This is a genomic window from Kribbella monticola, from assembly GCF_003261635.1.
GTDB lineage: Bacteria > Actinomycetota > Actinomycetes > Propionibacteriales > Kribbellaceae > Kribbella > Kribbella monticola.
In genome coordinates this window covers 464,739-490,020 of the sequence record NZ_QFXK01000027.1, presented here as the reverse complement: position 1 = coordinate 490,020, position 25,282 = coordinate 464,739, and the positions used below count along the sequence as shown (strand labels likewise).

Genomic DNA, 25,282 nt, shown 5'->3' with positions numbered 1-25,282 from the left:
CTGTTCTTACTTGTCCCCGTAGTTGACGAGCGGCACGTCCGCCTGTCCGTTGGTCTGGCCCGGCGGCACCGTCGGGTCGTCCTTGACCGACTGCACGACCCCCACGACAGCGGTTGTGGCGACGGCCATCCCGGCGAGCACGGCAATCGCCGCGCCGATCAGTGTTCCCATGAAGCGAGTCCCCTCCTAGACAAGTAAACCGGATGGTAACAACCGGCCAGTAACCGCGCTAGAGCCTGGAACGAGCTCGTCTGCGGCGGGGAACAACCGTTATCAGCGCAGTGATCAGCACGCCTGCCGCGGCGGTCCAAGCAGCCAGTACGGCGGCCACGAACCAAGGCTGCACGTGCTGCGGCGACGGCTCACCGTTGAGCCGGTAGACCGCGACGGTCGGGCCTGCGAACACCTCCGTGAGCTGCGGCAGCATGCCGCGCGGCGACGGACCACCCGCTTCGATGTCGACCACGATCCAGCCGACTCCCTGCTGAAGAAGGACCGTCGTCGGGTCGGTGCCGTTGCGCACCGCGGCCCGCAGCGCATCCGCAACGACAGCCGACCGCGGATCCTCCCCCGCCAGCCGGCGACCACCCACGATCAACTCGTCCGGAACTACGGCCTGCCGGGTGAAGTACCGCTCCATTGGGTCGAGCACCGGCCGCCGCCCGTTCCACGTCGGTGCGCGGTAGGCCTCGAACGGCCAGGGGATGAAGTCACCGCGGTGTGGATCGTCGGCAAGCACCTGCCGGGCTCGCGCCCAGTCAGCCGGGTACTGCGAGACCTTCAGCCCGCCTCCGAAAGCGAGCCCCGGCAAGGCCGCGATCGGCACCAGTACTGCGGTCATCGCCACCAACTGCTTGAGCGGCACCGCCTGCAGCAATGCAGCTACGGCGGCACCGAACCCGATCGACTCCAGTAGCACCAGCGGCGGCAGATAGCGCTGCCCGTCCCGCAGCAACCCGGCGCCTGGAACATGCGCAACTACTTGAGCGAAGCCGTGAGGCGCCACCACTCCTGCCATGCCCACGACGACAGCGATGACGGCTGCGACCACCAGGGCCATCGCAATCCGATTTTGTCGCCACCAGATCGCGACGCCGATGCAGGACGCCAGCAGGATCACGAAGCCGAGCACCAGCGGCAGTAGCGCGCCGCGACTGGAAGGAACGACATTGGCGTTCCAGACCCCACCCAAGGTGAGCAGTGTGGGCAGGACTCCCCCGTAGCCCTCGTCTCGCGCGGCGAAGGCCACTACCGAAGCTGGGTCGGTCGTGGCTGCCGTAGTACGGGCTAGGCCGGCTATCAGCCAGGGTGCGTTAAGCAAGGCGGCACCGAGGAGCGGCCACCGGCGTCTTGCGTCGGTGCCCGGCCACAGGAGTACTGCGGTGGCCAGGAGCAGGCCGATCACTCCGCCGGAGGCTGTGAGCGCACAGGCTGCTGCGGCCAGCAAGAACCCGGCCCAGCCTTCGCCCCGGCGTACGCGAAGGGCGGCGCGGAGCAGCCACGGCAGGGCGGCGTACCCGAGCATCAGGGCCCAGGCACCCAGCCGGAGACGCTCGGCGACGTACGGGTTCCAGACGTAGAGGGTGACCGCGGCCGCGCCGGCCAGCGGGCCGCCGAGGCGGAGTTCACGCCACAGCGCGGTCATGCCGAGGCCGGCCAGCAGCGGCACCAGGACCAGCACGGCCTTGTTCAGGAACTGACCGCCGCCGACCTCGTCCAGCAAGGCGACGATCAGGTCCGACGGCACGGCGCGCGGCAAGGCAGTTGTGACTCCGAACAGGTCACGCCGTAGCGTGAGGTCCGGCACGAACACCATGTCGTACCCCACGACGAACCCGGGAGCGAGCAGAGGAGCGGTGATCAGGACAGTGAGCACGACCGGCCAGCCCCACGGCAACCACCGGGTGGTCCGCCCCGCCACGATCGCCTCCTCGCAGTACTGTTCCCGCGCAACCTACCTGGAAGCTGCATGACTTCAGACACGACGCCAGAGCAGCAGCCCCCGACTGCCGCGCCCCAGCTAGGCTTCCTCCGCAGTGCGACCGTCGTAGCGGTCGGCATGGCCATCATGAACGTCGCGGCCTACGGTTTCACCTTGATTGCGGTGCACCGGCTCGTGCCGGAGCAGTTCGGCGCCGTCACGGCGCTGCTCGGCCTGCTGCTGATCGGCAACGTCGCCTCGCTCGGACTGCAGGCTTCCGGTGCCCGCCGGATCGCGACGCACACCGGCCCAGGTGAAGCAGCCCTGGCCGACTCGATGCTGCGAGCCGGGCGACGGGCGGCGGCCGGTCTGACGGTGTTCGCGCTGGTGCTCACCCCGCTGTTCGTGTTCCTGCTGCACATCGATTCGATCGTTGCTGCGCTGCTTGTCGGGCCGACGCTCGGCTGCTTGACCTTGATGGGGTCGCAGCTCGGCGTACTGCAAGGTGGTCAGCACTGGACCGAGCTGGCTGCTGTCTACACGTCGGTCGGCGTCGGACGACTGGTCTTCGGCGGCGGGGCGCTCCTGATCCACCCCACGCTGACCTCGGCGATGCTCGGCATGGCGATCGGCGCCGCGGTTCCGCCGCTGCTGGGCGCCTTCCTGCTGCGCGGATCCACCGGCGGCAGCCCGGAGCAGGTGAAGGAAGTACTCCGGGAGACGATCCACGGTACGCACACCCTGCTTGCGTTCTTCGTCATCGCCAACGCCGACGTCCTGCTCGCCCGCGGTCTGCTCGACAAGCAGAGCAGCGGGTACTACGCGGCCGGCGTGATCGTGGCGAAGGCGTGCCTCTTCCTGCCGCAGTTCGTCATCGTGATCGTGTTCCCGTCGCTGGCCAGCGCTCCGGGCGACACACAGCGCCTGCGCAGGGCGATCAAGGCCGTCGCCGCACTCGGCGTCTGCTGCGTGCTGGGCACTCTGGTCGTGCCGGACATCGTGGTCGCGGTTGTCGGCGGCAAGGAGAAGTACGCCGCACTCGGTCCGTTCGCCTGGCTGTTCGCCCTGGCCGGCTCCTCGTACGCCGTACTGCAGTTGGTCGTCTACGCCGCGATCGCGCAGCAGGAGAAGCGCGCTGCCCTGCTGATCTGGATCGGGTTGATCGGCCTGGCTCTGGCTGCGGCAATCATCCTCGGCGGGGACGTCGCCACCGGCATCAACGGCGTCAAGGTCCTGGTCGCGATGACCGCCACCTGCGCGCTGGCCCTGTCGGCCGCCCTGGCCTCCGGATTGCACCGGCAGGCGGCCGACAACGCCTGAGCGTCACCAAAGACTGGACTTTGCGAACTTCCGCGCGAAGGTGTTCGCCAGCACCAGCAGCACCAGACCGACCACCGACCGGAACAACCCGATCGCGGTGGCGTAGCTGAACTGCGGCACCTGGGAGGCGAAGCCGAGCTTGTAGACGTAGGTGTCGATCACCTCGGACGCTTCCAGGTTCAGGCTGTTCTGCATCAACAGCACCTTCTCGAACCCGACCGACAGGATCGAGCCGATGTTGAGGATCAGCAGGATCACCGCGACCGGCCGGATCGCCGGCAGGTCCACGTGCCAGATCCGCCGCAGCCGGGAAGCGCCGTCGACGATCGCCGCCTCGTGCAGCTCCGGCGACACGCTGGTCAGTGCGGCCAGGTAGATAATCGCGGAGAACCCCATCGTCTGCCAGGCACCCGACCACACGTACAGGTGGCGAAACGAGCCCGGATTGCTGAGCAGGTCGACCGGCCCGAGACCGAACAGGCCGAGCAACTGGTTCGCCACCCCGGTGTTGGGATCGACGAGGACGACGATCAGGCCGACCACGACCACCGTCGAGATGAAGTGCGGCGCGTAGGTGATCAGCTGGACCGAGCGGCTGTACCAGCGGCGCCGCACCATGTTCAGCCCGAGTGCCAGGATGATCGGCAGCGGGAAGGTGGCGACGAGTTCGTAGACGTGCAGGACGACGGTGTTCCGGATCAGCCGCCAGAACTGGTACGACTCGACGAAGCGCTCGAAGTGCTTCAGGCCGACCCAGCGGCTGCCGAGGATCCCGTCCACGACGTTGTAGTCCTTGAACGCGATCACCACGCCGTACATCGGCCAGTAGGCGAAGATCGCCAGCCAGACCAGGGGGATCGCGAGCATCGCGTAGAGCTGCCAGTGCCGGCGCATCCGCGCGCCGAGGCCGAGCCCCTGCTGCTTGGCGTCTGCCTTGCGCGCGGGGTTCGCGGACCGGCGTACCAGAGTCTCAGTTGTCATGGCCTCAGCCCTTCAACGAGCCGATCATGGCCCCCTTGACGAAGTGCTTCTGCACGAAGGGGTAGATCAGCAGCGGCGGAATGGTGGCGATCACGATCAGCGAGAACTTGAGCTGTTCCTGGAGCTCCTTCAGCCGGATCAGCTCGCTGGTGTCGCGGATCTGGGACGGGTCCACGTTGTGCTGGATGAGGATCTGACGCAGAACGAGCTGCAGCGGGAAGAGGTGCTCGTTGGTCAGGTAGATCAGCGCGCTGAACCAGGAGTTCCATTGCGCGACGGCGTAGAAGAGCATGTTCACGGCAACGATCGGCTTGCTCAGCGGCAGCACCACCCGCCAGAAGAAGCCGAAGTCGCTGCAGCCGTCGACCCGCGCTGCTTCCAGCAACTCTTCGGGGATGGTCACCTGGAAGTAGGTCCGGGTGATGATCACGTTCCAGACCGCGAGCGCGGCCGGCAGGATGATCGCCCACCGCGTGTTCAGCAGGCCGACGCGATCCACCACCAGGTACGTCGGAATCAGGCCGCCGCTGAACATCATCGTGAACACGAACAGCGCCATGATCAGCCCCTTGCCCGGCAACCCCTGACGGGACAACGGATAGGCGGCGAACAAGGTCAGCACGGTCGCCAGCAGCGCGCCGCCGATCGCGTAGATCAGCGAGTTGCTGAAACCGCTGACAATCGAGCCGTAGTCGAAGACGGCCTTGAACGCGTCCAGGCTGAACCCGACCGGCCACAGCCAGACCTTGCCGGAGGCAACATTCTTCGGATCGCTCAGGGAAGCACTGAACACGTAGACCAGCGGATACAGCACCGCCAGCGTGAACAGGCCGAGCGCGGCGTAGTTGCAGATCATCACGATCCGGTCCGCGCGGGTCTCCCGCACCGGAGCCGGCGCCTGCATGGTCGTGGTCATCGCACTCACCCCTGAAAGGCTTCGTAGGCGGCCTGCTGGATCTCCAGGTAGGGCTTCAGGCCGATCTTGGCGATCCGGCCGAGGTAGTCACGCCAGTGCCCGTCGTCGGCCGGGTCGAGCTTGCCGGTGACGAACTTGGCCATCGACAGATTCACCTCGCCCTTCAGGTTGAGCCCGATCTCGGCGTCCTGCGCGGCCTGGTCCGCCTCCAGCGTCACCGGCGGGAACTCCAGGTCCACCGGCTGCTTGTAGGGGAAGTAGTCGTCCCGGGTCTGCTCGTACAGCGGCGACTCGAAGGTGGGCTTGCGCGGGTTCACCCGTTCGGCCAGCCGGAAGTCGCCGGAGCGGTACATCACGCCGTACTGGTCCCAGGTCTTTCCCTTGGTGGTGTCGGAGGCCCAGGTCTCGCCGAGGCTGTAGATCGCCTGCTTGCCGTTGATGCCCTTGTCGCCCTTGGCCGCCCACTTGAAGTCGGGTCCGCCGTACGAGCGCAGGATCGCTTCGAGGTCGTACTGCACGTCGGCCCAGCGGACGAGCAGGTCGGGCCGCTTGCACTTGCGGGTGATGACGAGGGTGGAGACTTCGAGACCGACCTTGAGGTAGTTCCACGCGGCGTACCGGACGTTGTTCGGGCCCTGCAAAGGCGGGATCGACGTGTACTGGCGCCAGCGGGCCTTGGTGTCTGCCTCGTCGATCTCGAGGAACGAGCCCCAGTAGTAGCCACGGGCGCCACCGATGATCGGGCGATCGGGGTTGTTGCCGTAGCGGTTCATCTGGTCCTGGTCGGCGGTGAACGCGTCCTTGTTCAGCAGGCCGTCGGCGTACAGGCCGCGCAGGTACTTGAGCCCTTCGCGCCACTCGTCCTTGACGTAGTTCGCCTCGACCTTGCCGTCGTTGAGCACCAGCCAGGGGTCGCCCGGGTTGTAGAGGAACGCGTTCATGAAGTAGGTGTCGAGCGGCGCGTCCTTGTAGCCCGCGAACGGGATCGTCCGGCCCTTGCCGCCGAGGTCCGCCTGCTTGAAAGCCTTCAGTACTTCGCGAAACTCCTCGGTGGTCGACGGGACGTCGAGGCCGACCTTGCGCAGCCATTCGGTGTTCAGGTACGACCGGCCGTTGGAAGCGCGGCAGTGGTAGCAGTCGTTGATGTCGGGAAAGCTGTAGATCCCCTTGTCCGGCGAACGCATCAACCGGCGCGCGTCCGGGTAGTCCTTCTCCACCTGCTGCAGGTTCGGGGCGTACTTGTCGAGGTACGGCGTCAGGTCGACGAACAGGTTCTGCGCGCCGTACAGGTAGAGCTGCGAACGGGTGAAAGTCACGCCCAGAAAGGCATCCGGGATGTCACCGGCCGCCATCATCGCGTTCACCTTGGTCATCGTGTCGTCGCCGCCGGCCACCTGACGCCACTCGATCTGGATGCCGGTCTGCTGCTGCATCCACTGGGTGAAGGCGTTCCGGTTCCAGTCGCCGACCGTGAGGCTCTGCGGTACGACGATGGTGAACTTCACCGGCTCGTTGACGATCGGCCGCAATTCGCGGGCCACCGGGCCGACGTAGCCGGGCGGGTAGTTCACGCCGCTCTTCTTCGGTCCCAGTACGGCCGGCGGTGCCGCGAGGCTGTCCGCGTCGGCGCCGGCCGCTGTATCTGCCGATCCGCAGCCGGTGAGCAGTCCTCCGCTACCCGCCGCCGCGCTGACCCCCAGTGCTCCGGCGACGAAGGACCGCCGCCTCATCCCACCCGTTGTCGTTTCTGGTTGCATGCTGCCTCCAGCTCGGGTCGTCTCGATGCCATATCCGATAGGATCCAGGATCTTGCCCGGGAGAATGGCACAGATTCCGGCGGCACGGAAGGCTTCGGTGGTCGCCGACCGGATTCGGCCGGTCACTGTCGGCATCTTTCGGGGAACCGCTTGCCGCTTGAGCTGGACCGGTTCAGTTTCTTGCAGTCGGCGCGTTCATGGCGTCCGGGCCGCGCGGTCGGCGTACCGGTCGCGGGCGCGAGGTGTTGGCTAGGCTGCGCGGATGACGACGCCGAAGTTCATCCTGGAGTTGCGGGAGAAGATCGGGCACGATCCCCTCTGGTTGCCCGGGATCACCGCGGTGGTGCTCGACGAGGACGAGCGGGTGTTGCTGGTACGCCGGGCCGACGACGGCCGGTGGACGCTGATCGCCGGGGTGCTGGAGCCCGGGGAGGACCCGGGGCCGGCCATTCTGCGGGAGATCGAGGAGGAGACCGGGGTCGAGGCCGAGATCGAGCGGCTGGTGAGTATCGAGGCGATGCCACCCTCGGCGTACCCGAACGGCGATCAGGTCCAGTTCCTCGACCTCTGCTTCCGCTGCCGCCCCCTCAGCGGCGAGGCCCGCGTGAACGACGACGAGTCCCTCGAAGTCGGCTGGTTCGCTCTCGACGCGATGCCGCAACTCCCCCACCGCGAACAACGCTGCCTGGCAAACGCTCTGAGCCCCGACCCCCTACCGAAGTACACCGGCCGCCCCGCCGGCTAACTCCAACGGCGCGAGACTTAGGCGCGGCGGCTCGAGCCGAGCCATCCTCGGTGGGTGCGGATGCGTCCGTCCGGCAGAGTCGCCTCGACCCGCCAGCCGCCGCCGGGCACCGGGCCGGCGACCAACTGACCACCCAGTTCCTGCACGCGTTCCCGCAAGCCGATCAGTCCGTGCCCCGTGCCGGACAACCGTGGATGCTCGCGGATCGCGTGATCGTTCTCGACCCTGACGGTCAGGCTCCGACCGGCCCCGTTGACCAGAACCCGTACGGCGGCACCCGGCGCGTATCGCAGCGCGTTGGTCAGGCTCTCCTGAACAACCCGAAACGCGATGTGCGCGGTCGGAGCCGCCAGCCCTTCGCGGTCCCCCTCGAAGCGGCAGGACACGTCCAGTCCGCCCCGCGCGGCCCGGCTCACCACTTCGTCGATCAGTGACAGGTCCGGGCCGCTGACCTCGGTTCCGCCGAGCAGCTCGACGAGGCGCTGCAGGTCGTCGTGACCCTGCCGCGCCGACTCCGCGATCCCGGAGAAGACCTGTTCGGCCTGGGCCGGGTCGCGCTCGACCAGTCGCTGCCCGGCGGCCGCCTGGATGACCATCACGCTGATCGCGTGCCCGACGATGTCGTGCAGCTCCGCGGCGATCCGCGCCCGCTCATGACGTACGGCGAGCTCGGCGAACAGCTCCCGTTCCTCCTCCAGTTCGAGGCTGCGCCGGGCCAGCTCGTCCGCCGCCTCCCGCCGCAGCCGGAGCACCGTGCCGGCCAGGAAGCTGGGGACGGTGAACATGATCAACGGCACCTCGTTGCGCTCACCGAGGATCACCCACACGACCGACAGGTACGCCGCCAGGCCGGCCGTCACTCCCCAGGCCGCCCGCCGCCCCGACCAGCCCAGCGCGACCACCAGCGAGAGGAGCGCCATGATCGCGAAGGCGGTGTCAGGAAACCAGCCGTAGCTGCCGAGCAGCGTTGCCAGCAGCAGCAGCGCGCCGCCCACCACAGCGACGATGCGGGGATGGGTCCGCCACCACACCAGCGTTAGCCCGCTCCCCAGCAGGAGCACGGTGAAGAGGTTGCCCCCGACGCTGGTGGGCCAGCCGTGGAACACCGTCGGGCCGGCGATCAGCGCGACCACCATTCCGGCGATCCCCACCTGTTCGAGCCTGTGCACGACCGGCTCCCTCGACTCAGCCGACGACCGGAAGCTGGGCGATGGCGCCGGCCCTGCCCTTGACGACCTTCACCTCGACCGAACCACCGAGCAATTTGGCTCGCTCCTTGGCCCGGGCGACGGCGGCCTTCAGTTCGGAGCTCTCACCGACCTGCCCGTTCACCCGGATCTCGAGCGCGTCGGCCTCGAACCGCACGCTGACCTCGATCGGGGCGTCAGCCTGATCCGCGAGCGCGGCGGTCAGGTGCTCGACGATGCGGTACGCCGACAACTCCACCGTCGCAGGCAACGCCCGGGGATCGCCTGTCACGACCAGCTTCGAGTGGGCCGTTCGCAGCCGGGCGAGCAAGGTGTCGAGATGCGCGACGGTCGGTGTCGGTGCAAGGGCCACGTCGTCGCCGCGCAGCAGGCCGACGATCTCCCGCATGTCGTCCAAGGTCTGCCGACTGCCGGATTCGATGGATTCCAGCAACGCCTTCGCCTGGGCCGGCGCAAGACCGTTCGCCGACTCGGCCGCCGTAGTGAGCCCGGCGAGCCGTTCCTGCAGCAGACCGTCGAGCTGCTGGGACAGCCGGGCCCGGCTGTCCGCCACCTCGATCGCTGCCCGCTCGTCACGCAAGTCCCGCAACTCCGCCTCCCGGACCACCAGTTCCTGGTTCAACGCGGACCGGTGGCGGGCAGCCAGTCCGACGCCGAAGACGATCAGGACGATCGGTAGGGCTAGCAGGATGGCGTCCGGGCCAGTGGTCGCATCGACCACCAGGACGAGGCCAGTGAGGACGATGCTGAGCCCGCAGACGATCCAGGCCGTCGCCCGGTCCGCGGCGAGTGCACCGAGGAACGCCAGTACGAAGGCCAACGGGAGCCCGGCGCCACAGCGGGTCACCCAGCCGAACAGGACGACGTGGAGCGCCATCGCCGCCACCGAGATGCCGGCGACGGCGACGAGCCCGCGTCGCCACCAGAGCACCGGAACCGTCGTACCGGCGTACACCGGGATCATCCAGAGCGAGTGCGAACTCAGGGCGTGAACCATCGACCCCTCCGCGAGGGCTGCACGCACCTGGTCGTCGGACATCCGCAGGTTGAACCACATCAAGAGGACGCCGAGCGCGGTGAGACCTCCGGCCAGGACCCAGTCGCGGGCCTTCACACCGCGGAAGATCTCACTCATCGCCGGCTCCTGACCCGCAGCAATCCGCTCAGGCGGCCAGTCGCTCGTCGACCGGCGCGTTGCCCACGGAGTGCCTACTGACCCGATTCTGCACGAGAACGCCGATGCCGTAGAAGAGCGCGACTCCGGGCAGCGCCACCGGCAGGGCACTCACGACGGTGTCGATCGACGCATCCCTGGCGAGCATGGCCAGATTCAGGACGACGATGCCGGCGAGACCGAACACCTGGTTGCGCCGGGCACCGGCGAACCGGCCCACGGCGTACGCCAAGGCGAACCCCAGCGGGATGAGGACGCCGCAGCGGGTGATCCATCCGAACGCGAGTACGTGGGCCGCGGTCAGCACGGTGGTGATCGCGACGACCGCGAGGATGTTGCGCCGCCGCCACAGGATCGGCAGGGTGACGAGCAGGAAGGCGGGCACCATCGCCCACGAGGTGGTCGACAGCGGGTGTGGCAGGTCCTCGCCCGAGGCCGTGACGTTCTCGACCATCAGCAACACGCCGGCCGCCGACGTCAGCGCCGCCAGCACGTAGTCGAGTGGCCGGATCCCCTGGAAGATTTCGTTCATCGGACTGTCCTTTCGGTTCGGGTCCCCCTGACCCTGATGCCGTGACAGTAGGTCCGCGGCCTGGTCGCCCACGTCTGGCGCGAGGACGATTGTCCGGCCCGCGCGTCGTCCGCAGGGATGACGCGCTCGCCACAAGGATGAGGGCACAATCGCCGTGTGCCCGACACGATCCGCGTCCTCGTCGCCGACGACCAGACCCTGGTCCGTACCGGCTTCCGGGTGATCCTGGAGGCCGAGGGCGACATCGAGGTCGTCGCCGAGGCCGACACGGGGACCGCAGCGATCCGGCAGGCTCAGCTGGTCAAGCCCGACGTGATCCTGATGGACATCCGGATGCCCGAGCTCGACGGGCTGTCCGCCACCGAGCAGATCCGGCGGCAGCCGAACCCGCCGACGATCATCGTGCTCACCACGTTCGATCAGAACGAGTACGTGTACCGCGCGCTCCGCGCCGGGGCGGCCGGTTTCCTGCTCAAGGACTCCCCGTCCAGCCGGTTGATCGCGGCTGTTCGGGCAGCGGCCACCGGGGACTCGCTGATCGAGCCCGCGATCACCCGGCGACTGGTCGAGCGCTTCGCCGAGCCCGTGCAGCCCCGGGGACTGCCGTCCGAGCTCGCAACGCTGACCGAACGCGAACTCGACGTCCTTCGGTTGCTGGCGCGCGGACTGTCCAACGCCGAGATCGCCGCGGAACTGGTGGTCGCCGACACGACGGTGAAAACGCACGTCGCCCGGGTGCTCACCAAGCTCAACGTCCGCGACCGCGTCCAGGCGGTGGTAGTCGCCTACGAGACCGGCTTCGCCAACCGCGGCTGAACGACCCGGCGGCGCAGGGAGTGCTGGAAATCTCGCGACCAACGTTCGCGGGTGATGGGTTCGCGGTTGATCACCTCGCGAGGCGGCGGCGTACGTCGGGTGAGCGGGCTTGCTCGACCAGGCGGACGGCCTCGGCGGCTGCCCGGGCCTTTACCGCTTGGTGTCGTAGCGGGTGACCACCGTGAGTTTGCCGTCGGGTGAGGGGGCCAGGATGACGGATTCACCTGGGTCGCAGTTTTTGCCTGAGGGCTCTCGGAGGGTCAGGTCGCGGATCTCGTAGGACTGCACGATCCGGCCGGCCACTGCGACGTCGAGGCGCAAGGTGGCCGGGAGGTCTGAGTGTGAGGCCATCGACAAGCGCTCGCCCAGGCGGGACAGCGCGAAAAAGTCATGGCATTGGTCGTTCCTGCAGGTTCTGAGCATGGCGGTTCTCGGCTGCAGGCTGGTCACGTCCACCTGCACCGGCGGTGGCGACGGCTTGCAAGCCATGACATTGTCCCGGCAGCCCGACAGCGAAATCACGCAAACCGCGATCAGCGCCGCCGCCCAACGTCCCGCCATGGTTCCCCATCCGCCGTCTGTATCCCGAAGGACGCGTGAACCGCCGCTTCCGTTGCAGGCAACAGCAAACGGGCAGGTGGAGAAATGCCCCCGGCAGCGGGCCGGGGGCATCCCGTCAGTGGGCGGCTTCGTGCCAGGTGCGGCCGACGCCCACCGAGACGTCGAGCGGGACGGCCATCTCGACGGCGCTGCCCATGTCACGGCGTACCAGCTGCTCCAGGGCTTCGCGCTCGCCCGGGGCGATCTCGAAGACCAGTTCGTCGTGGACCTGGAGGAGCATCCGCGACCGCAGGCCTTCCGAGCGCAACGAGGCGTCCACCTTGAGCATCGCCATCTTGATCACGTCAGCGGCCGAGCCTTGGATCGGCGCGTTCAGCGCCATCCGCTCGGCCATCTCGCGACGCTGCCGGTTGTCGCTGGTCAGGTCGGGCAGGTAGCGGCGGCGGCCGAGGATCGTCTCGGTGTAGCCGCTCTTGCCGGCCTCGAGCACGATGCTGCGCAGGTAGTCGCGGACCCCGCCGAAGCGCTCGAAGTACTCGTCCATCAAGCCCTTCGCCTCGTCCACGCCGATCTTGAGCTGCTGACTCAACCCGTACGCCGACAGGCCGTACGCCAGGCCGTAGTTCATCGCCTTGATCTTCGCGCGCATCTCCTGCGTCACCGCGGACGGCTCGACCGAGAAGACCCGCGCGGCCGTCACCGAGTGGAAGTCCTCGCCGGAGTTGAAGGCATCGATCAGCCCCTGGTCCTCCGACACGTGCGCCATGATCCGCATCTCGATCTGGCTGTAGTCGGCCGACATCAGCGCCTCGAAGCCGTCGCCGACCACGAACGCCTCGCGGATCCGGCGGCCCTCCTCGGTCCGGATCGGGATGTTCTGCAGGTTCGGGTCGGTCGAGCTGAGCCGCCCGGTCGCCGCGATCGTCTGGTTGAACGTGGTGTGGATCCGGGCGTCGGTCGCGCTGATCGTCTTGAGCAGGCCCTCGACGGTCTGCCGCAGCCGGGTCGCGTCGCGATGCGCCAGCAGGTAGGCGAGGAAGGGGTGCTCGGTCTTCTCGAACAACGCCTGCAGCGAATCCGCGTCCGTGGTGTAGCCGGTCTTGGTCCGCTTCGTCTTCGGCATCTGCAGCTCGTCGAACAGCACCACCTGCAGCTGCTTCGGCGATCCGAGGTTGATCTCCTTGCCGATCACCTCGTACGCCGAGGTGGCGGCATCCCGGACGCCGGTGGCGAAGCGCTCCTCGAGCTTTTCCAGGTACGGCCGGTCGACCGCGATACCGACCCGCTCGACGTCGGCGATGACGTCGATCAGCGGCAGCTCGACGTCCGCGAGCAGCGCCGTACCGGCTTGTTTCTCCAGCTCCGCGTCGAGGGTGTCGGCCAGGTCGGCGATCGCGCGGGCGCGCAACATCGTCGCGTCGGCGGCCGGGCCGCCCTCGATGTCGTCGAAGCTGAGCTGCCCGTTGTCGGCCTCTTCGGTGCGCAGCTCACGCTTCAGGTAGCGCACGGTCAGGTCGGCCAGGTCGTACGACCGCTGATCGGGGCGGACCAGATACGCGCTCAGCTGTGTGTCCGACGTGAGCCCTGCCAGCTTCCAGCCGCGCTCGAGGAAGCCCAGTAGCGGACCCTTCGCGTCATGCAAAGCCTTCGGCTGCTTCGGGTCCGCGAGCCAGGCCTGCCAGGCGGAGTCGTCCTCCGGGGTCAGCGTGCTCGGGTCGAACCAGGCTGCCGCGCCGGTCGAGGTCGCCAGCGCCAGCCCCGTGATCTCGCCGGTCCCACGACCCCAGCTGCCCTGTACTGCGACGCCCGTGCGCGCGCCGGTGGAGACATGCTCCTTGATCCAGCCGGCCACCTCGCCCGGCTTGAGCTGGGTGCCCTGGAGGTCGAAGCCCTCCTCGATGGTCTCCTCGACCTGCTCGTGCTCGGCGACGAGGCGCTCACGCAGTACGCGGAACTCCAGGCTGTCGAACAGCGTGTGCACCTTGTCGCGGTCCCACGGGTGCCGGACCAGGTCGTCGACCGACACGTCCAGGGTCAGGTCGCGGACCAGCTCGTTGATCTGCCGGTTGCGGATCACGTCGGCCAGGTGCTCGCGCAGCGACTCACCGGCCTTGCCCTTGATCTCGTTCACCCGGTCGATCAGGTCGTTCAGCGAACCGAACTGGTTCAGCCATTTGGCCGCGGTCTTGTCGCCGACCCCCGGCACACCCGGCAGGTTGTCGCTCTTCTCCCCCACCAGCGCGGCCAGATCGGGATACAGCCGCGGCGGGATCCCGTACTTCGCCTCGACCGCCGCCGGGTCCATCCGGGCGATCTCGGAGACGCCGCGCTTGGGATACAGCACGGTGATGTTGTCGTTGATCAGCTGGAACGAGTCGCGGTCGCCGCTGCTGATCAGCACCTCGAAACCCTGCTCGTCGGCCTGGGTGGCCAGCGTGGCGATGACGTCGTCGGCCTCCCAGCCGTCGATCTCGGTCATCGGGATGCGGAGTGCCTCCAGCACCTCCTTGACCAGCGAGACCTGCCCCTTGAACTCGTCCGGCGACTTCGACCGGCCGGCCTTGTACTCCGTGTACTGCTCGGAGCGGAAGGTCTTGCGGGACACGTCGAAGGCCACGCAGATGTGGGTCGGCTGCTCGTCGCGAAGCATGTTGATCAGCATCGAGGTGAACCCGTACACCGCGTTGGTGTGCTGGCCGGTGGTGGTGGAGAAGTTCTCCACCGGCAGCGCGAAGAACGCCCGGTAGGCCAGCGAGTGCCCGTCCAGCAGCAGGATCCGCGGGCGGGTGGTGGACTCGGCCACCGCCGTACCCGGATCCTTGGTCATCGTCGAGGAGTCAGTTTCAGGAGCCACGTAGAGACTCTAGTGGGTACCGCCGACAGTTCCCGCACTCGCTCGCCAGGGCTCACGTAGTCTTCGAATCGACACATCGCGAGAGCCTGAGGAGACCCGCCGTGACCGACGAGAACGCTGCCGCCGAGCTACCCGCGGGGATGCTGACCGAGGGCACACTGCTCGACCTGATGGGCATCGTGATCACCGAGGCGAGTCCGGAACGGATCGTCGCGACGATGCCGGTCAAGGGCAACGTCCAGCCGTACGGCCTGCTGCACGGCGGCGCCTCCTGCGTGCTGGCCGAGAGCCTCGGGTCGATCGGCTCGGCACTGCACGCGGCCGCTTTCGACAAGGTCGCCGTCGGGGTCGACATCAACGCCACCCATCACCGGGCCGTCCGCGACGGCGTCGTCACCGGGGTGGCCACGCCGATCTACCTCGGCCGCACGACCACGACGTACGAGATCGTCATCACCGACGAGCGGGACAAGCGGGTCTGCACCGCCCGGATCACGTGCCAGCTGATTCAGGCTCCGCCGGCATCCTGAGCTCAGTCGCCGCGTACGCCGGGTCGTCGGTCAGCGGCGACCTGGTGGCCTGGGCGCGCCGGGCGATCACCGAGCGGCGCGACGACAGCAGGGCCAGCAGATTCGGGGCGTGCTCGGCAGCGAGCCGCCGCCGTACGGTGTGGGTGCTGGCGAACCGCAGTACGCCCGCCTGGCCCAGCCCGAGCCGGGCGAGGAACCTGTTCGCCTCGCGGGCGACGGCGGGGGCGACGACGGCCAGGTGCGGGCAGTTCTCGTGCTCGGCCCAGCCAGCCGCCTCGGCGATCAGCGCCTTGCCCAGGCCGTGCCGGCGGGCGTGGTCGCTGACGTGCAAGTACTCGACGGTCACCGTGACTTCTTCGTGCAGCGGGCTGATCGGCGTCTGCCGCAAGTACGCCATCCCGCCCAGTTGACCGTCGATCTCCCCCACGACGAGCCGTCCGAACGCGTCACCCTGCTGCCGGGCGATCGAAGCCCGGGCCGACTCGGCGGTCGGCGCTGCCAGCAACCGGGACTGATGTCCGGTCCCGGCGGCCATCTCCCGCCACAGCGTCACCAAGGCGTCCGCGTCGTCCGGGCGAGCGTCGCGCACCTCGATGAGTGGTGCCACGTCGGCCTCCTGGTCTGGTCCACCCCCGAGGTGAACAGGACGGGCAGATACGCTCATCCCCGCGCAACAGTAGGGCTTCCGGGGTCACTTGCAAAGCTGTGACTCGCGCACCTTACCGCCCCCACACCGGCAGTCACAGCCGGCGATCGGAGACCAGGTTTGTTCATCGGAATCGGGACAGTCGTGAACGTCGCGACGGTCCTCACCGGCTCCGTGCTCGGGGTACTCATCGGGCATCGGCTCAGTCAGCGCACCAGGGATCTGGTCACCGACGCGCTCGGCCTGGTCACCTTGCTGATCGCGATCACGTCCGCACTCACGGTCGGCGACAAAGCGCTGAGCGACGCGGTCGGCGACAGCGCGCCCGTGCTGATCGTCCTCGGCGCCATGCTGATCGGCGGGATCACCGGTTCGCTGCTCCGGATCGAGCAGCGACTGGAAGGCGTCGGCGCCTGGATGCAAAACCGCTTCAGCCGCGGCGACGGCGAGAGCACCTTCGTCGAAGGCTTCGTCACCGCCTCGATGGTCTTCTGCGTCGGTCCGCTGACCTTCCTCGGCGCCCTCTCCGACGGCCTCGGCCGCGGCGCCGACCAACTCTTCCTCAAGTCCGTCCTGGACGGCTTCGCCTCCATCGCCTTCGCCGCCTCCCTCGGCTGGGGCGTGGCAGCTTCCGCCATCGTCGTCCTGATCGTCCAGGGCTCGATGACGGCGGTCGGTGCCGTCCTGGGCGACGTACTCCCAGACGCCCACGTAACCGCCCTAGGCGCCACCGGCGGCGTACTCCTGATCGGCGTAGCCCTCCGCCTGCTGAAGCTGAAGCAAATCGCAGTCGCCGACCTCCTACCGGCCCTCAGCGTCGCACCGCTGCTCGTCCAACTCCTCGTGATCATCCGCCGCTGAAGCGCCGCCACGCAATGCCAAGAGCCCCGGTCCGCAAGCTCGGCGGATCGGGGCTCTTGGCAACCAACGGGTCAGTCTTCGCCGAGGTAGGCCTTGCGGACCTCGTCGTTGCTGAGGAGTTCGCGGCCGGTGCCGGACAGAACGATCTTGCCGACCTCGAGGACGTAGCCGTAGTCGGCCCGCTTGAGCGCCGCCTGGGCGTTCTGCTCGACCAGCAGGATCGTCGTACCCTGCTTCTGCAGTTCGGTGACGGTCGACATGATGCGCTTCATCATGATCGGCGACAGACCCATCGACGGCTCGTCCAGCATCAGCAGCTTGGGCTTGCTCATCATCGCGCGGCCCATCGCGAGCATCTGCTGCTCACCACCGGAGAACGTCCCGGCCGGCTGCTTGCGCCGCTCCCCCAGGATCGGGAAGAGGTCGTACGCCGCGTCCAGATCGGCCCGCACCGCCGCGTGGTCGTTGCGGGTGAACGCACCGAGCCGCAGGTTCTCCTCGACGGACAGCCGGGGGAAGATCCGCCGGCCCTCCGGTGAGTGCGCCAGCCCCATCGTGACGATGTCGTGGGCCGGCACCTGGTCGATCCGCTGACCCTGGAAGAGGATCTCGCCGTACGTCGGTCGCAGCAGCCCCGAGATCGTCCGGAGCGTCGTCGTCTTGCCGGCACCGTTGGTACCGATCAGCGAGACGACCTGACCCTGTTCGACGGAGAAGCTGATCCGCTTGACCGCGACGATCTTGCCGTAGGCAACTTCCAGGTCCCTGATCTCGAGCAGCGCGGTCATGCCTTGCCCTCCTCGTCGGCGACGGTGGTGTCCTGGACGCGCGCCTCGGTCACGTCCACGTCCTCGTCGTCGTCCTCACCGGTACCGATGTAGGCCTCGATCACCCGCGGATCCGACTGCACCTCACCCGGCGTGCCCTCGATCAGCGCCTCGCCGCGGACCAGGCAGAGCACCCGGTCGCAGAGGTTGAAGATGAACCGCATGTCGTGCTCGATCACGACCACCGACAGGCCCGAGTCGCGGATCTTGAAGATCAGGTCGCTGGCCTGCTTGGTCTCCTGCGGGTTCATCCCGGCCGTCGGCTCGTCCAGCAGGATGAGCTTGGGATCGGTGGCCAGCGCCCGGGCGATCTCGAGCCGGCGCTGGTCGCCGTACGGCATGTTGCGGGCCAGGTGCTCGGCCGACCGGCCGAGCCCGACGAATTCGAGCAGCTCCTGGGCGCGGGCCCGGGTGGCCGCCTCCTCGCGACGGAACTTCGGCCCGCGCAGGATCGAGGTGATCGCGCCCGAGCTGGTCCGGCAGTAACGCCCGACCATCACGTTCTCCAGCGCGGTCATGTTCGCGAACAACCGGATGTTCTGGAAGGTCCGCGCCATCCCGGCCCGGACGACCGCCCGCGGCTTGGGCGCCAGCGGCGCACCGGCGAACCGGACCTGGCCGCTGGTCGGCTTGTACAGACCGGTCAGGCAGTTGAAGAACGTGGTCTTACCGGCCCCGTTCGGGCCGATCAGACCGACGATCTCGCCCTCGCGGACGGTCAGGTTCACGTCGCTGACCGCCAGCAGACCACCGAACCGCATGGTCACCCCGGAGGCCTCCAGCACCGGCTGCCCGATCGCGCGCGCCGGGTTCGCCGCCGCTTCCGTGATCGTCATCTCGCCTCCTCGACCAGTTCGCTCTCGATGGCCACCGCGAGCTCCTCGTCCTCTTCGTGGAACTCCAGCTGCCTGCGTCTACTCGCGACCAGTCCCTCGGGACGGAACCGCATCATCAGCACCAGCAGCAGACCGAACATCAACAGCCGGTACTCCGAGAAGAACCGCAGCTTCTCCGGCAGCAGCTTCAGGATCGTTGCTCCGAGCAACACACCGGCGATGGTGCCCATACCGCCGAGCACGATCGCGGCGAGCAGGAACGCCGACTCCAGGAAGATGTACTGATCAGGGCTGACGGCAACATCCTGGTGGGCCTTGATGGTGCCGGCCAGACCGGCCAGGAAGGCGCCGATCGCGAAGGCGAGGATCTTCAGCCCGAAGACGTTGACCCCCATCGCCTCGGCGGCCTTCTCGTCCTCGCGGATCGCCACCCAGCCGCGGCCGATCCGGCTGTCGTTCAGCCGGGAGAAGACCAGGATGACGAAGCCGATCAGGAGCAGCAGCAGGAAGTAGTAGTTCGAGAAGCGGCCCAGCTCGATCCCGGCGATCGTGTGCGGGTCGCCGAAGTTGAAGCCGCCGATCTGCAGCTCCGGGATGCCGGGGATGCCGTTCGGGCCGTTGGTCAGCAGCGGGCCGTTGGTGCCGTCCAGGTTGAACATCGTCAGCCGGAAGATCTCACCGAAGCCGAGCGTCACGATCGCCAGGTAGTCACCGGAGACCCGCAGCGTCGGCGAACCGATGATGAGGCCGAGGGTGGCCGCCGTACAGGCACCGAGCAGGACGACGATCGGGAACGGCGGGTGCCAGTTGATCGTAGCGAACGCCGACTCCGACAGCATCGCGGCGACGTACGCGCCGGAGCCGAGGAAGGCGATGTACCCGAGGTCGAGCAGACCGGCCAGGCCGACCACGATGTTCAGGCCCATCGCGGTGGCCGCGAAGATCAGCACCTGGGTCGCGATCGACATGTTCGCGTCCGACCCGTTCTGGGTGAACGGGAAGAAGAACGCGACCACGAACGCGGCCAGCGTGAGCACCTTCTTGTGCCGCTGCGCGACGTGACCGAACCAGCTCAGCGTCCCGGTCCGGAACATCACCGTGACCACCGTCGCGAAGAAGACCAGGCAGACGATGAACGACCAGGCGTCGGTCAGACCGAGCGCGTACGCCGCGCCGAACAGGATCGCCGCCATCGTCACCGCGATCGCCAGGATCTCGGCCCAGCCGGCCACCCTGGCCTTGCTCAGGTCGTTCAGCTGGCGCAGCGGCAGCAGCCGCGAGCTGACCAGCAGCAGGATCGCGCCGGCCAGGCTGATGTAGGCACCCGGGTCGACGTTGATCAGGCCGTCGGACTCGGTACCGATCGCCACCAGGATCAGCACCATGTAGAGCGTCAGCCCGGCCCCGAACGCCCGCAGCCCGAGCGCCGCGTCGAGCCACGGGCCGATCTTGGAAGTCAGCGGGCCCTTGACCGCGAGCAGCAGGACCAGCGAGAGCACGGCCCCGATGATCGTCAGCCGCTGCAGGCCGCCGGGGTTGCCGATGATCGACAGGTCCCCGAGGATCTTCCGGTCGTAGCTCCAGGACAGGAACGAGCCGGCGATCAGCAGGACGACGCCGGCGATCCCGAGCGGCCAGGCCACCCGGTTCTCCGCCGGCTGCGCCACGACGCTGTCGGCCGGCTGGGTCTTTACCTCACTCATGCGCGGTCCACCACCCTTGCTCCGAGCAGACCCTGCGGCCTGAAGACCAGCACCAGGATCAGGATGACGAAGGCCCAGACGTCCTTCCAGGAGCCACCGCCGAACTGTCCCGGAATGTACTGCGTGGCCATCGACTCGACGACCCCGAGCACCAGGCCGCCGACGACCGCACCCTGGATGTTGCCGATACCACCGAGAACCGCGGCGGTGAACGCCTTCAGACCGGCCAGGAAGCCCATCCGGAACTCGATGTTGTTGTTCTGGAAGCCCTGCGAGATCCCGGCCACCGCGGCCAGTACCGCGCCGAGCGCGAACGCGACCACGATGATGCGGTCGACGTTGATCCCCATCAGCCGGGCGGTGTCCGGGTCCTGCGAGACCGCGAGCATGCCGCGGCCGAGCCGGGTCCGGTTGATGAAGTACCAGAGCACCATGGTGCAGATGGCCAGGGCGACGAGCGTGAAGATCGCCGACCGCTGGATCGTCACGCCGCCGACCTGCAGCGCGCTGCCGGTCACCACGTCGATCTGCGGGAACGGGATCCGCTGCTTGGCGGTCGGCCACTCGACCTTGCCGATGATCTCCTTGAAGATCAGCCAGGCGATCTCCAGCAGTACGCCGGTGGCCGCGGCCACCACGGCAACCGGCTGGAGCTGGGCCTGGGCCCGCTCCCTGCCGGTGATCCCGACCGCGAACAACCAGCCGGCCGCAGTACCGACGACCAGTCCGCCGACGATCGCCGCCAGCGTGATCACGATCGACAGGTCACGCTCGAGCAGCCGCAGTACGGCCCAGACCGCGAGCGCGAAGACAGTTGCCGCCAGCAACGGAGCGCGGTCGCGCCACTTGGTGATCGGGTGATCGAGCGGGACCTTGGTGATCCGCGCGCCGATCAGGTACGCCACCAGCAGCACGATCCCGGCCATCGCTGCGACCGTCCAGCCCGGGCGTTCGTAGAACAGCCGGATGAACTCCTGCAGGAACACCGAGATACCGATCGCGGTGATCAGTGGTGCCAGTCGCGGCGCGTTCCGCAGGGGACGGTACGCGACACGTTCCATCAGCACCGCCGTCCCGACCGACGCGCACATGGCGCCGACGATCATGAACGGCAGGATCCACACGCCGGTGTGGCCGTTGAAGAACAGAAGATAAGTGGTCAGTGCGCCGAACGCACCGATCATGAACACCTCGCCGTGGGCGAAGTTGATGAGCTGCACGATGCCGTAGACGACGGTGTAACCGACCGCGATCAGGGCGTACAGCGATCCCAACGTCAGCCCGTTCACGAGCTGCTGGAAGAACTGGTCCACGTCGACCTCCCAACTGCCTCAGTTCTGACATGGCTGGGGGGTGGGACGTGGTCCCACCCCCCAGGTCATGAGGTCGACTACTTGGACTCGAATTCCTTGGTCTCGACCGTGGCCCACTTACCGCTGGCCACCTTGTAAACGGTCAGGACCTTGGAGGTGGTGTCGCCGTACTGGTCGAACGCGACCTTGCCGGTGACGCCGTCGAACGAGACCTTGCTCATGGCATCGACCGTCGCCTGCCGCGCGGACTCGACGTCCTTGGCGTCCTTCAGCGAGACCTTCAGCGCGTTGATGATCGCGTTGGCCGCGTCGTAGGAGTAGCCGCCGTACGCGCCGTACGCGTCCTTGAAGCCGGCCGCGTTGTAGTCGGCAACGAACTTCGCCGCCGAGGGGAGCTTGTCGGTCGGCGCACCGACCGAGGTCGCCAGGTCACCCTCGCTGGTCTTGCCGCCCAGCTGGATGAACTTGGGGTCGAAGATGCCGTCGCCACCCATCAGCGGGATGTTCAGGCCGGCGGCCTTCATCTGCTGCGAGAGCGGACCCGCCTGCGGGAACTCACCACCGTAGTACAGCGCCTGCGGCGCGTTCGGCTTGACCGCCGAGATGACGGCCTGGAAGTTCGAGTCGTCCGGGTTGATGGTCTCGGCCGCGACGACCTGACCGCCCAGCTTCTTGAACTCGTCGGTGAAGGTGCCGACCAGACCCTGGCCGTACGCCTTCTTGTCGTGGATCGTGGCGACCTTGGTGATCTTGGCCGTCTCGTACAGGTACCGGGCCGCGAACGGGCCCTGGACCGCGTCCGTGGTGCAGGTACGGAAGTAGGTCGGGTACGGCCGCTTGGGGGCCGTCTGCCAGTTGGCGCCCTGGGTCAGGCCGGGGCCGGTGTTGGCCGGCGAGACCTGGACGATGTTCTTCGGCGCGAGCACCGGCTGGACCTGCTGGCTGACGCTGGTGTTCAGGGTGCCGACGACGCCGATCACGTCGGGGTCGGAGGCCAGCGACGTGGCGGCGTTCTTGCCCGGCTCGGGCTTGGCCTCGTCGTCCTTGGCGGCGACCTCGAACTTCCAGCCCGGTACCGCGTTGGAGTCGTTGGCCTGCTTGACGGCCAGCTCCACCGAGTGCTGGATGCCCAGACCCAGCGCGGACAGGTCACCCGACAAAGGTGCGATCACACCGATCTTGGCGGTCTTGGTCGAATCCGAGCCTCCGCCGTTGTCGTTGTTGCTGCGTGAACCGCAAGCAGTCAGAGCCAACGACGCAACGATCAGCGACGCGCCGACCCGTACTACGGAACGCTGCTGCACTGTTCCTCCCATGTCTGGATGGTCCGGTGGATGTCCGAACCCCCGCGTTTGCCGCGAGCACCCGCAGGCTAGACCTCCGGTGGCTGTTCAAGCGAACGTCACGGAGCGTGTGTTGTGAGGTCGTTACCCTGGTAAGCATCGTCTTGCCAGGTTGCGGCTGTGTACGGTGCTGACGGTGATCGGGCGCGACCCAGGCGCCACTGTGCGCCACCGAAGCCGCCTCCCGTTGCGGGACCCGGCCGCGGTGCTGTCACCCTCCGTCGGCAAACCTTTCCCAGCGTGCCGGACCTACGCCGTACCGGCTTCGTCGACGACCAGTTCGGCGACCTGACGCATCGAGACGCGCTTGTCCATCGCGGTCTTCTGGATCCAGCGGAACGAGTCCGGCTCGGACAGGCCGAACTTGGTCTGCAGGATCGACTTCGCCCGGTCCACCAGCTTGCGCGTCTCCAGCCGCTCGGCCAGGTCGGCCACCTCGCGCTCGAGTTCCGCGAGTTCGACGTACCGGGAGGCGGCGATCTCGATCGCGGGCAGCAGGTCCGCCTTGGAGAACGGCTTCACCAGGTACGCCATCGCGCCGGCGTCGCGGGCCCGCTCGACCAGCTCACGCTGCGAGAACGCGGTCAGCATCAGCACCGGGGCGATCCGCTCCCCCGCGATCTTCTCGGCCGCGCTCAACCCGTCCAGCTTGGGCATCTTCACGTCCAGAATCACCAGATCGGGCCGATGCTCGATCGCCAGCCGGATGGCCTCCTCGCCGTCGCCCGCCTGCCCGACGACGTCGTACCCCTCCTCGGCCAGCATCTCGGCCAGATCCATCCGGATCAACGCCTCATCCTCAGCGATCACCACACGCTTAGCAGTCACACCCCCCACCCTAGCGATCCCCTCTCACTTCTTCGGACCGACGAACCGATCCAGCATCTCGACCCCTTCCTTCCGGCTGACAGCAATCGCATTCCGCCGCGGCCGCCGCCAGCAGATCCCGAGCAGGTCGAGCGCGTCCGTGAGGATGCCGAGGATGTCTTCGGACTCGTTGGAGAACATGTACCGGACGTAGTCGTACCGCCGGATCTCGCCACCGACGATCGGGCGGGTCGCCCAGTTGACGAACCGGCATCCGTCGGAGTGGAACAGTCCGCGCACCAGCTGTTCGGGGTACCTGGCAACGATGTCCCGCTGCCAGCCCACCAACTCGATCTTCCGCAGATGCTTGCGTCCCGGTCCGTGCTGCGGGAACAGACACGGCCAATGCTTCCAGCGCACCTCGATGCGGGTCGCTGTCGACCCGCCTCGCAGGCACGGACTGGCTGTTGGCTTCACCAGCCGCATCGTCGCGGCAACTTCCTGGCTCAGCTCCGGGTACTTCTCGTCGTTCGCGATCTGCAACGTGTACACCCCACGCTTGGCCGCAACGATGTGCCCGTCCCCGAGATACCACCCCAGCAACAACGCGTACGCCGCCTCGTCGAGCTCAGCGCCATCGCACCGCGGACAAGGCGTCGGCTGAAACCCCTGCCCCCGAGGCTGCCCCAACCTCTGATACTGCCGACGCCACCGTCTGATCGTCTTGATCGCCACACCGTGGATCTCGGCGTTGACCCGATCACTGACCCCGTTATCAGACATCCGCAACGCGGAGTCAACCGTGTCCTGCGATCTGAAGTGAGGCATGTCTCATGCTCCACGAGAGCACGGACAGTTTGTGCCGGGTGTGGGATTCGAACCCACACGCCCTTGCGAGCAATGGATTTTGAGTCCATCGTGTCTGCCATTCCACCAACCCGGCGAGGTTGCAGAGAGAACTCTAACGTCTCCGTGGTCAAGTTCCCTCATCTCCCCCCTTGTCGGAGCGTGTCGCACCACCCTCAACCCTCGGAGTGGCCGACGAATCAGACTTCGGAGACATTGGGAGTACGCCGGATGCCTGCGCGATAGCCAGGGCGGCCAACGTCATGCCATCGTCGATACCGCCGGTGGCGATCTCCGCCCAAAGCGCTCCAGCCGCCAGCCAGCGCGAGTCACCCACCTCGAGCACATCTGCGGGCAGCCCGTCGATGTCCTCGATTTCAGCGAAGACGACAACGACCTTCTCGGCCAGGAGTCCGGAGTCAGGCGAGAAGTCGCCAAGAACCCGGAGAGCCGAGGCCGTGAGCCCGAGTTCCTCGCGCAGTTCGGCTCGGGCCGTCTCGAGTGGATCTATGTCGTGAGGGAAGCCACGCGGTAGACCCCATTGCCAGGCACCCAACGGATATCGATACGTTCGAACCAGACCGATCGACCCTTCATGAAGCGGCAGAAGCACCACCCCGGGGCCGGCCGCGGGGCTTGCGATCCGAAGATGACGGCCGTCCGATCCATCGGCGAAGGTGACCTCGTCGTCGAAAACAGTCACGAAAGTGTTCCGATAGGCAACGATCGCCGCACGCCGCTCGATCGGAGGATGCAGTTCGCCTGCCGGAATCTGATTCATCCGG

General features: G+C 67.5%; 24 protein-coding genes and 1 tRNA gene. 5 read left to right on the top strand and 20 right to left on the bottom strand.

Translation table 11 applies throughout. The annotated features are described in order from the left end of the window. Window positions 1-6: 6 nt before the first annotated feature. Both DIZ26_RS13275 and DIZ26_RS13270 read right to left on the bottom strand, forming a co-directional pair. Window positions 7-171: a DUF2613 family protein gene (locus tag DIZ26_RS13275; RefSeq protein ID WP_112240891.1), complete on the bottom strand. Its 165-nt coding sequence runs from the start codon at window positions 169-171 to the stop codon at window positions 7-9. Window positions 172-229: 58 nt separating this feature from the next. After that, entirely contained in the window at window positions 230-1,921 is a 1,692-nt protein-coding gene (locus tag DIZ26_RS13270) for a hypothetical protein (protein WP_232828309.1), read from the bottom strand. 48 nt (window positions 1,922-1,969) lie between these two features. Between DIZ26_RS13270 and DIZ26_RS13265 the strand changes: the two genes are divergently transcribed. Further along, window positions 1,970-3,241 (top strand): MATE family efflux transporter, encoded by a 1,272-nt coding sequence (locus DIZ26_RS13265; protein WP_112240887.1) that lies wholly within the window; start codon window positions 1,970-1,972, stop codon window positions 3,239-3,241. A gap of 3 nt (window positions 3,242-3,244) precedes the next feature. Here the strand turns inward: DIZ26_RS13265 and DIZ26_RS13260 are convergent, their stop codons facing one another. The 3 genes from DIZ26_RS13260 to DIZ26_RS13250 are packed head-to-tail and all read right to left on the bottom strand — an operon-like array spanning window position 3,245 to window position 6,868. Next, complete coding sequence (locus tag DIZ26_RS13260) at window positions 3,245-4,222, bottom strand: ABC transporter permease (protein WP_112240885.1); 978 nt, start codon at window positions 4,220-4,222, stop codon at window positions 3,245-3,247. A 4-nt stretch (window positions 4,223-4,226) separates the two neighbouring features. Next, on the bottom strand, window positions 4,227-5,138 hold the full coding sequence (locus DIZ26_RS13255; protein ID WP_198676064.1) for a carbohydrate ABC transporter permease: 912 nt from the start codon (window positions 5,136-5,138) through the stop codon (window positions 4,227-4,229). Window positions 5,139-5,143: 5 nt separating this feature from the next. Beyond that, window positions 5,144-6,868 (bottom strand): extracellular solute-binding protein, encoded by a 1,725-nt coding sequence (locus DIZ26_RS13250; protein ID WP_157979697.1) that lies wholly within the window; start codon window positions 6,866-6,868, stop codon window positions 5,144-5,146. Between the two features lie 289 nt (window positions 6,869-7,157). On the opposite strand from DIZ26_RS13250, the gene DIZ26_RS13245 reads away from it, so the two are divergent. After that, the gene (locus DIZ26_RS13245; protein ID WP_112240881.1) at window positions 7,158-7,640 is read left to right on the top strand and encodes an NUDIX hydrolase; all 483 of its coding nucleotides are present in this window, start codon (window positions 7,158-7,160) and stop codon (window positions 7,638-7,640) included. Window positions 7,641-7,657: 17 nt separating this feature from the next. Here the strand turns inward: DIZ26_RS13245 and DIZ26_RS13240 are convergent, their stop codons facing one another. The 3 genes from DIZ26_RS13240 to DIZ26_RS13230 are packed head-to-tail and all read right to left on the bottom strand — an operon-like array spanning window position 7,658 to window position 10,554. After that, complete coding sequence (locus tag DIZ26_RS13240) at window positions 7,658-8,809, bottom strand: sensor histidine kinase (protein ID WP_112240879.1); 1,152 nt, start codon at window positions 8,807-8,809, stop codon at window positions 7,658-7,660. A 16-nt stretch (window positions 8,810-8,825) separates the two neighbouring features. Then, a complete protein-coding gene (locus DIZ26_RS13235; protein ID WP_112240877.1) occupies window positions 8,826-9,983 on the bottom strand; it encodes a sensor histidine kinase in 1,158 nt (385 codons plus the stop codon). Between the two features lie 28 nt (window positions 9,984-10,011). Beyond that, the gene (locus DIZ26_RS13230; protein ID WP_112240875.1) at window positions 10,012-10,554 is read right to left on the bottom strand and encodes a hypothetical protein; all 543 of its coding nucleotides are present in this window, start codon (window positions 10,552-10,554) and stop codon (window positions 10,012-10,014) included. Window positions 10,555-10,710: 156 nt separating this feature from the next. Between DIZ26_RS13230 and DIZ26_RS13225 the strand changes: the two genes are divergently transcribed. After that, a complete protein-coding gene (locus DIZ26_RS13225) occupies window positions 10,711-11,370 on the top strand; it encodes a response regulator (RefSeq protein WP_112240873.1) in 660 nt (219 codons plus the stop codon). Between the two features lie 150 nt (window positions 11,371-11,520). Here DIZ26_RS13225 and DIZ26_RS13220 read toward each other — a convergent pair whose 3' ends face one another. Both DIZ26_RS13220 and polA read right to left on the bottom strand, forming a co-directional pair. Next, window positions 11,521-11,931 (bottom strand): hypothetical protein, encoded by a 411-nt coding sequence (locus DIZ26_RS13220; protein ID WP_112240871.1) that lies wholly within the window; start codon window positions 11,929-11,931, stop codon window positions 11,521-11,523. Window positions 11,932-12,046: 115 nt separating this feature from the next. Further along, window positions 12,047-14,758 (bottom strand): DNA polymerase I, encoded by a 2,712-nt coding sequence (polA, locus tag DIZ26_RS13215; RefSeq protein ID WP_112240869.1) that lies wholly within the window; start codon window positions 14,756-14,758, stop codon window positions 12,047-12,049. 128 nt (window positions 14,759-14,886) lie between these two features. Here polA and DIZ26_RS13210 point away from each other — a divergent pair, with 128 nt between their 5' ends. Continuing rightward, on the top strand, window positions 14,887-15,315 hold the full coding sequence (locus tag DIZ26_RS13210) for a hotdog fold thioesterase (RefSeq protein ID WP_232828308.1): 429 nt from the start codon (window positions 14,887-14,889) through the stop codon (window positions 15,313-15,315). On the opposite strand, the gene DIZ26_RS13205 is transcribed toward DIZ26_RS13210, so the two are convergent. Beyond that, on the bottom strand, window positions 15,278-15,922 hold the full coding sequence (locus DIZ26_RS13205) for a GNAT family N-acetyltransferase (protein WP_112240867.1): 645 nt from the start codon (window positions 15,920-15,922) through the stop codon (window positions 15,278-15,280). The genes DIZ26_RS13210 and DIZ26_RS13205 overlap by 38 nt on opposite strands. A 159-nt stretch (window positions 15,923-16,081) precedes the next feature. Between DIZ26_RS13205 and DIZ26_RS13200 the strand changes: the two genes are divergently transcribed. After that, entirely contained in the window at window positions 16,082-16,822 is a 741-nt protein-coding gene (locus tag DIZ26_RS13200) for a DUF554 domain-containing protein (RefSeq protein ID WP_112240865.1), read from the top strand. Between the two features lie 71 nt (window positions 16,823-16,893). On the opposite strand, the gene DIZ26_RS13195 is transcribed toward DIZ26_RS13200, so the two are convergent. The 9 genes from DIZ26_RS13195 to DIZ26_RS13150 form a co-directional block, all read right to left on the bottom strand. Next, complete coding sequence (locus DIZ26_RS13195) at window positions 16,894-17,610, bottom strand: ABC transporter ATP-binding protein (RefSeq protein WP_112240863.1); 717 nt, start codon at window positions 17,608-17,610, stop codon at window positions 16,894-16,896. After that, entirely contained in the window at window positions 17,607-18,485 is an 879-nt protein-coding gene (locus DIZ26_RS13190; protein ID WP_112240861.1) for an ABC transporter ATP-binding protein, read from the bottom strand. Before DIZ26_RS13190 ends, DIZ26_RS13195 begins: the two co-directional genes overlap by 4 nt. After that, entirely contained in the window at window positions 18,482-20,188 is a 1,707-nt protein-coding gene (locus DIZ26_RS13185; RefSeq protein WP_112240859.1) for a branched-chain amino acid ABC transporter permease, read from the bottom strand. Before DIZ26_RS13185 ends, DIZ26_RS13190 begins: the two co-directional genes overlap by 4 nt. Continuing rightward, window positions 20,185-21,501: a branched-chain amino acid ABC transporter permease gene (locus DIZ26_RS13180; protein WP_232828307.1), complete on the bottom strand. Its 1,317-nt coding sequence runs from the start codon at window positions 21,499-21,501 to the stop codon at window positions 20,185-20,187. Before DIZ26_RS13180 ends, DIZ26_RS13185 begins: the two co-directional genes overlap by 4 nt. Window positions 21,502-21,578: 77 nt before the next feature. Then, window positions 21,579-22,817 (bottom strand): branched-chain amino acid ABC transporter substrate-binding protein, encoded by a 1,239-nt coding sequence (locus DIZ26_RS13170; protein ID WP_232828306.1) that lies wholly within the window; start codon window positions 22,815-22,817, stop codon window positions 21,579-21,581. Between the two features lie 276 nt (window positions 22,818-23,093). Next, a complete protein-coding gene (locus DIZ26_RS13165; protein ID WP_112240851.1) occupies window positions 23,094-23,681 on the bottom strand; it encodes an ANTAR domain-containing response regulator in 588 nt (195 codons plus the stop codon). Between the two features lie 15 nt (window positions 23,682-23,696). Further along, a complete protein-coding gene (locus DIZ26_RS13160; RefSeq protein WP_232828305.1) occupies window positions 23,697-24,341 on the bottom strand; it encodes a transcriptional regulator in 645 nt (214 codons plus the stop codon). 170 nt (window positions 24,342-24,511) lie between these two features. Beyond that, window positions 24,512-24,594 (bottom strand) — tRNA-Leu (locus tag DIZ26_RS13155). Between the two features lie 33 nt (window positions 24,595-24,627). Beyond that, window positions 24,628-25,278 carry an NUDIX domain-containing protein gene (locus DIZ26_RS13150; RefSeq protein ID WP_112240847.1) on the bottom strand — a complete coding sequence of 217 codons (651 nt, stop codon included), beginning with the start codon at window positions 25,276-25,278 and terminating at the stop codon, window positions 24,628-24,630. Window positions 25,279-25,282 lie beyond the last annotated feature (4 nt).

Coding starts and splice junctions, on each gene's coding strand:
- polA (WP_112240869.1), bottom strand. CDS start 14,758: ATGACCAAGGATCCGGGTACGGCGGTGGCCGAGTCCACCACCCGCCCG.
- DIZ26_RS13245 (WP_112240881.1), top strand. CDS start 7,158: ATGACGACGCCGAAGTTCATCCTGGAGTTGCGGGAGAAGATCGGGCAC.
- DIZ26_RS13220 (WP_112240871.1), bottom strand. CDS start 11,931: ATGGCGGGACGTTGGGCGGCGGCGCTGATCGCGGTTTGCGTGATTTCG.
- DIZ26_RS13255 (WP_198676064.1), bottom strand. CDS start 5,138: ATGACCACGACCATGCAGGCGCCGGCTCCGGTGCGGGAGACCCGCGCG.
- DIZ26_RS13275 (WP_112240891.1), bottom strand. CDS start 171: ATGGGAACACTGATCGGCGCGGCGATTGCCGTGCTCGCCGGGATGGCC.
- DIZ26_RS13250 (WP_157979697.1), bottom strand. CDS start 6,868: ATGAGGCGGCGGTCCTTCGTCGCCGGAGCACTGGGGGTCAGCGCGGCG.
- DIZ26_RS13185 (WP_112240859.1), bottom strand. CDS start 20,188: ATGAGTGAGGTAAAGACCCAGCCGGCCGACAGCGTCGTGGCGCAGCCG.
- DIZ26_RS13260 (WP_112240885.1), bottom strand. CDS start 4,222: ATGACAACTGAGACTCTGGTACGCCGGTCCGCGAACCCCGCGCGCAAG.
- DIZ26_RS13195 (WP_112240863.1), bottom strand. CDS start 17,610: ATGACCGCGCTGCTCGAGATCAGGGACCTGGAAGTTGCCTACGGCAAG.
- DIZ26_RS13150 (WP_112240847.1), bottom strand. CDS start 25,278: ATGAATCAGATTCCGGCAGGCGAACTGCATCCTCCGATCGAGCGGCGT.
- DIZ26_RS13230 (WP_112240875.1), bottom strand. CDS start 10,554: ATGAACGAAATCTTCCAGGGGATCCGGCCACTCGACTACGTGCTGGCG.
- DIZ26_RS13265 (WP_112240887.1), top strand. CDS start 1,970: ATGACTTCAGACACGACGCCAGAGCAGCAGCCCCCGACTGCCGCGCCC.
- DIZ26_RS13235 (WP_112240877.1), bottom strand. CDS start 9,983: ATGAGTGAGATCTTCCGCGGTGTGAAGGCCCGCGACTGGGTCCTGGCC.
- DIZ26_RS13170 (WP_232828306.1), bottom strand. CDS start 22,817: ATGGGAGGAACAGTGCAGCAGCGTTCCGTAGTACGGGTCGGCGCGTCG.
- DIZ26_RS13190 (WP_112240861.1), bottom strand. CDS start 18,485: ATGACGATCACGGAAGCGGCGGCGAACCCGGCGCGCGCGATCGGGCAG.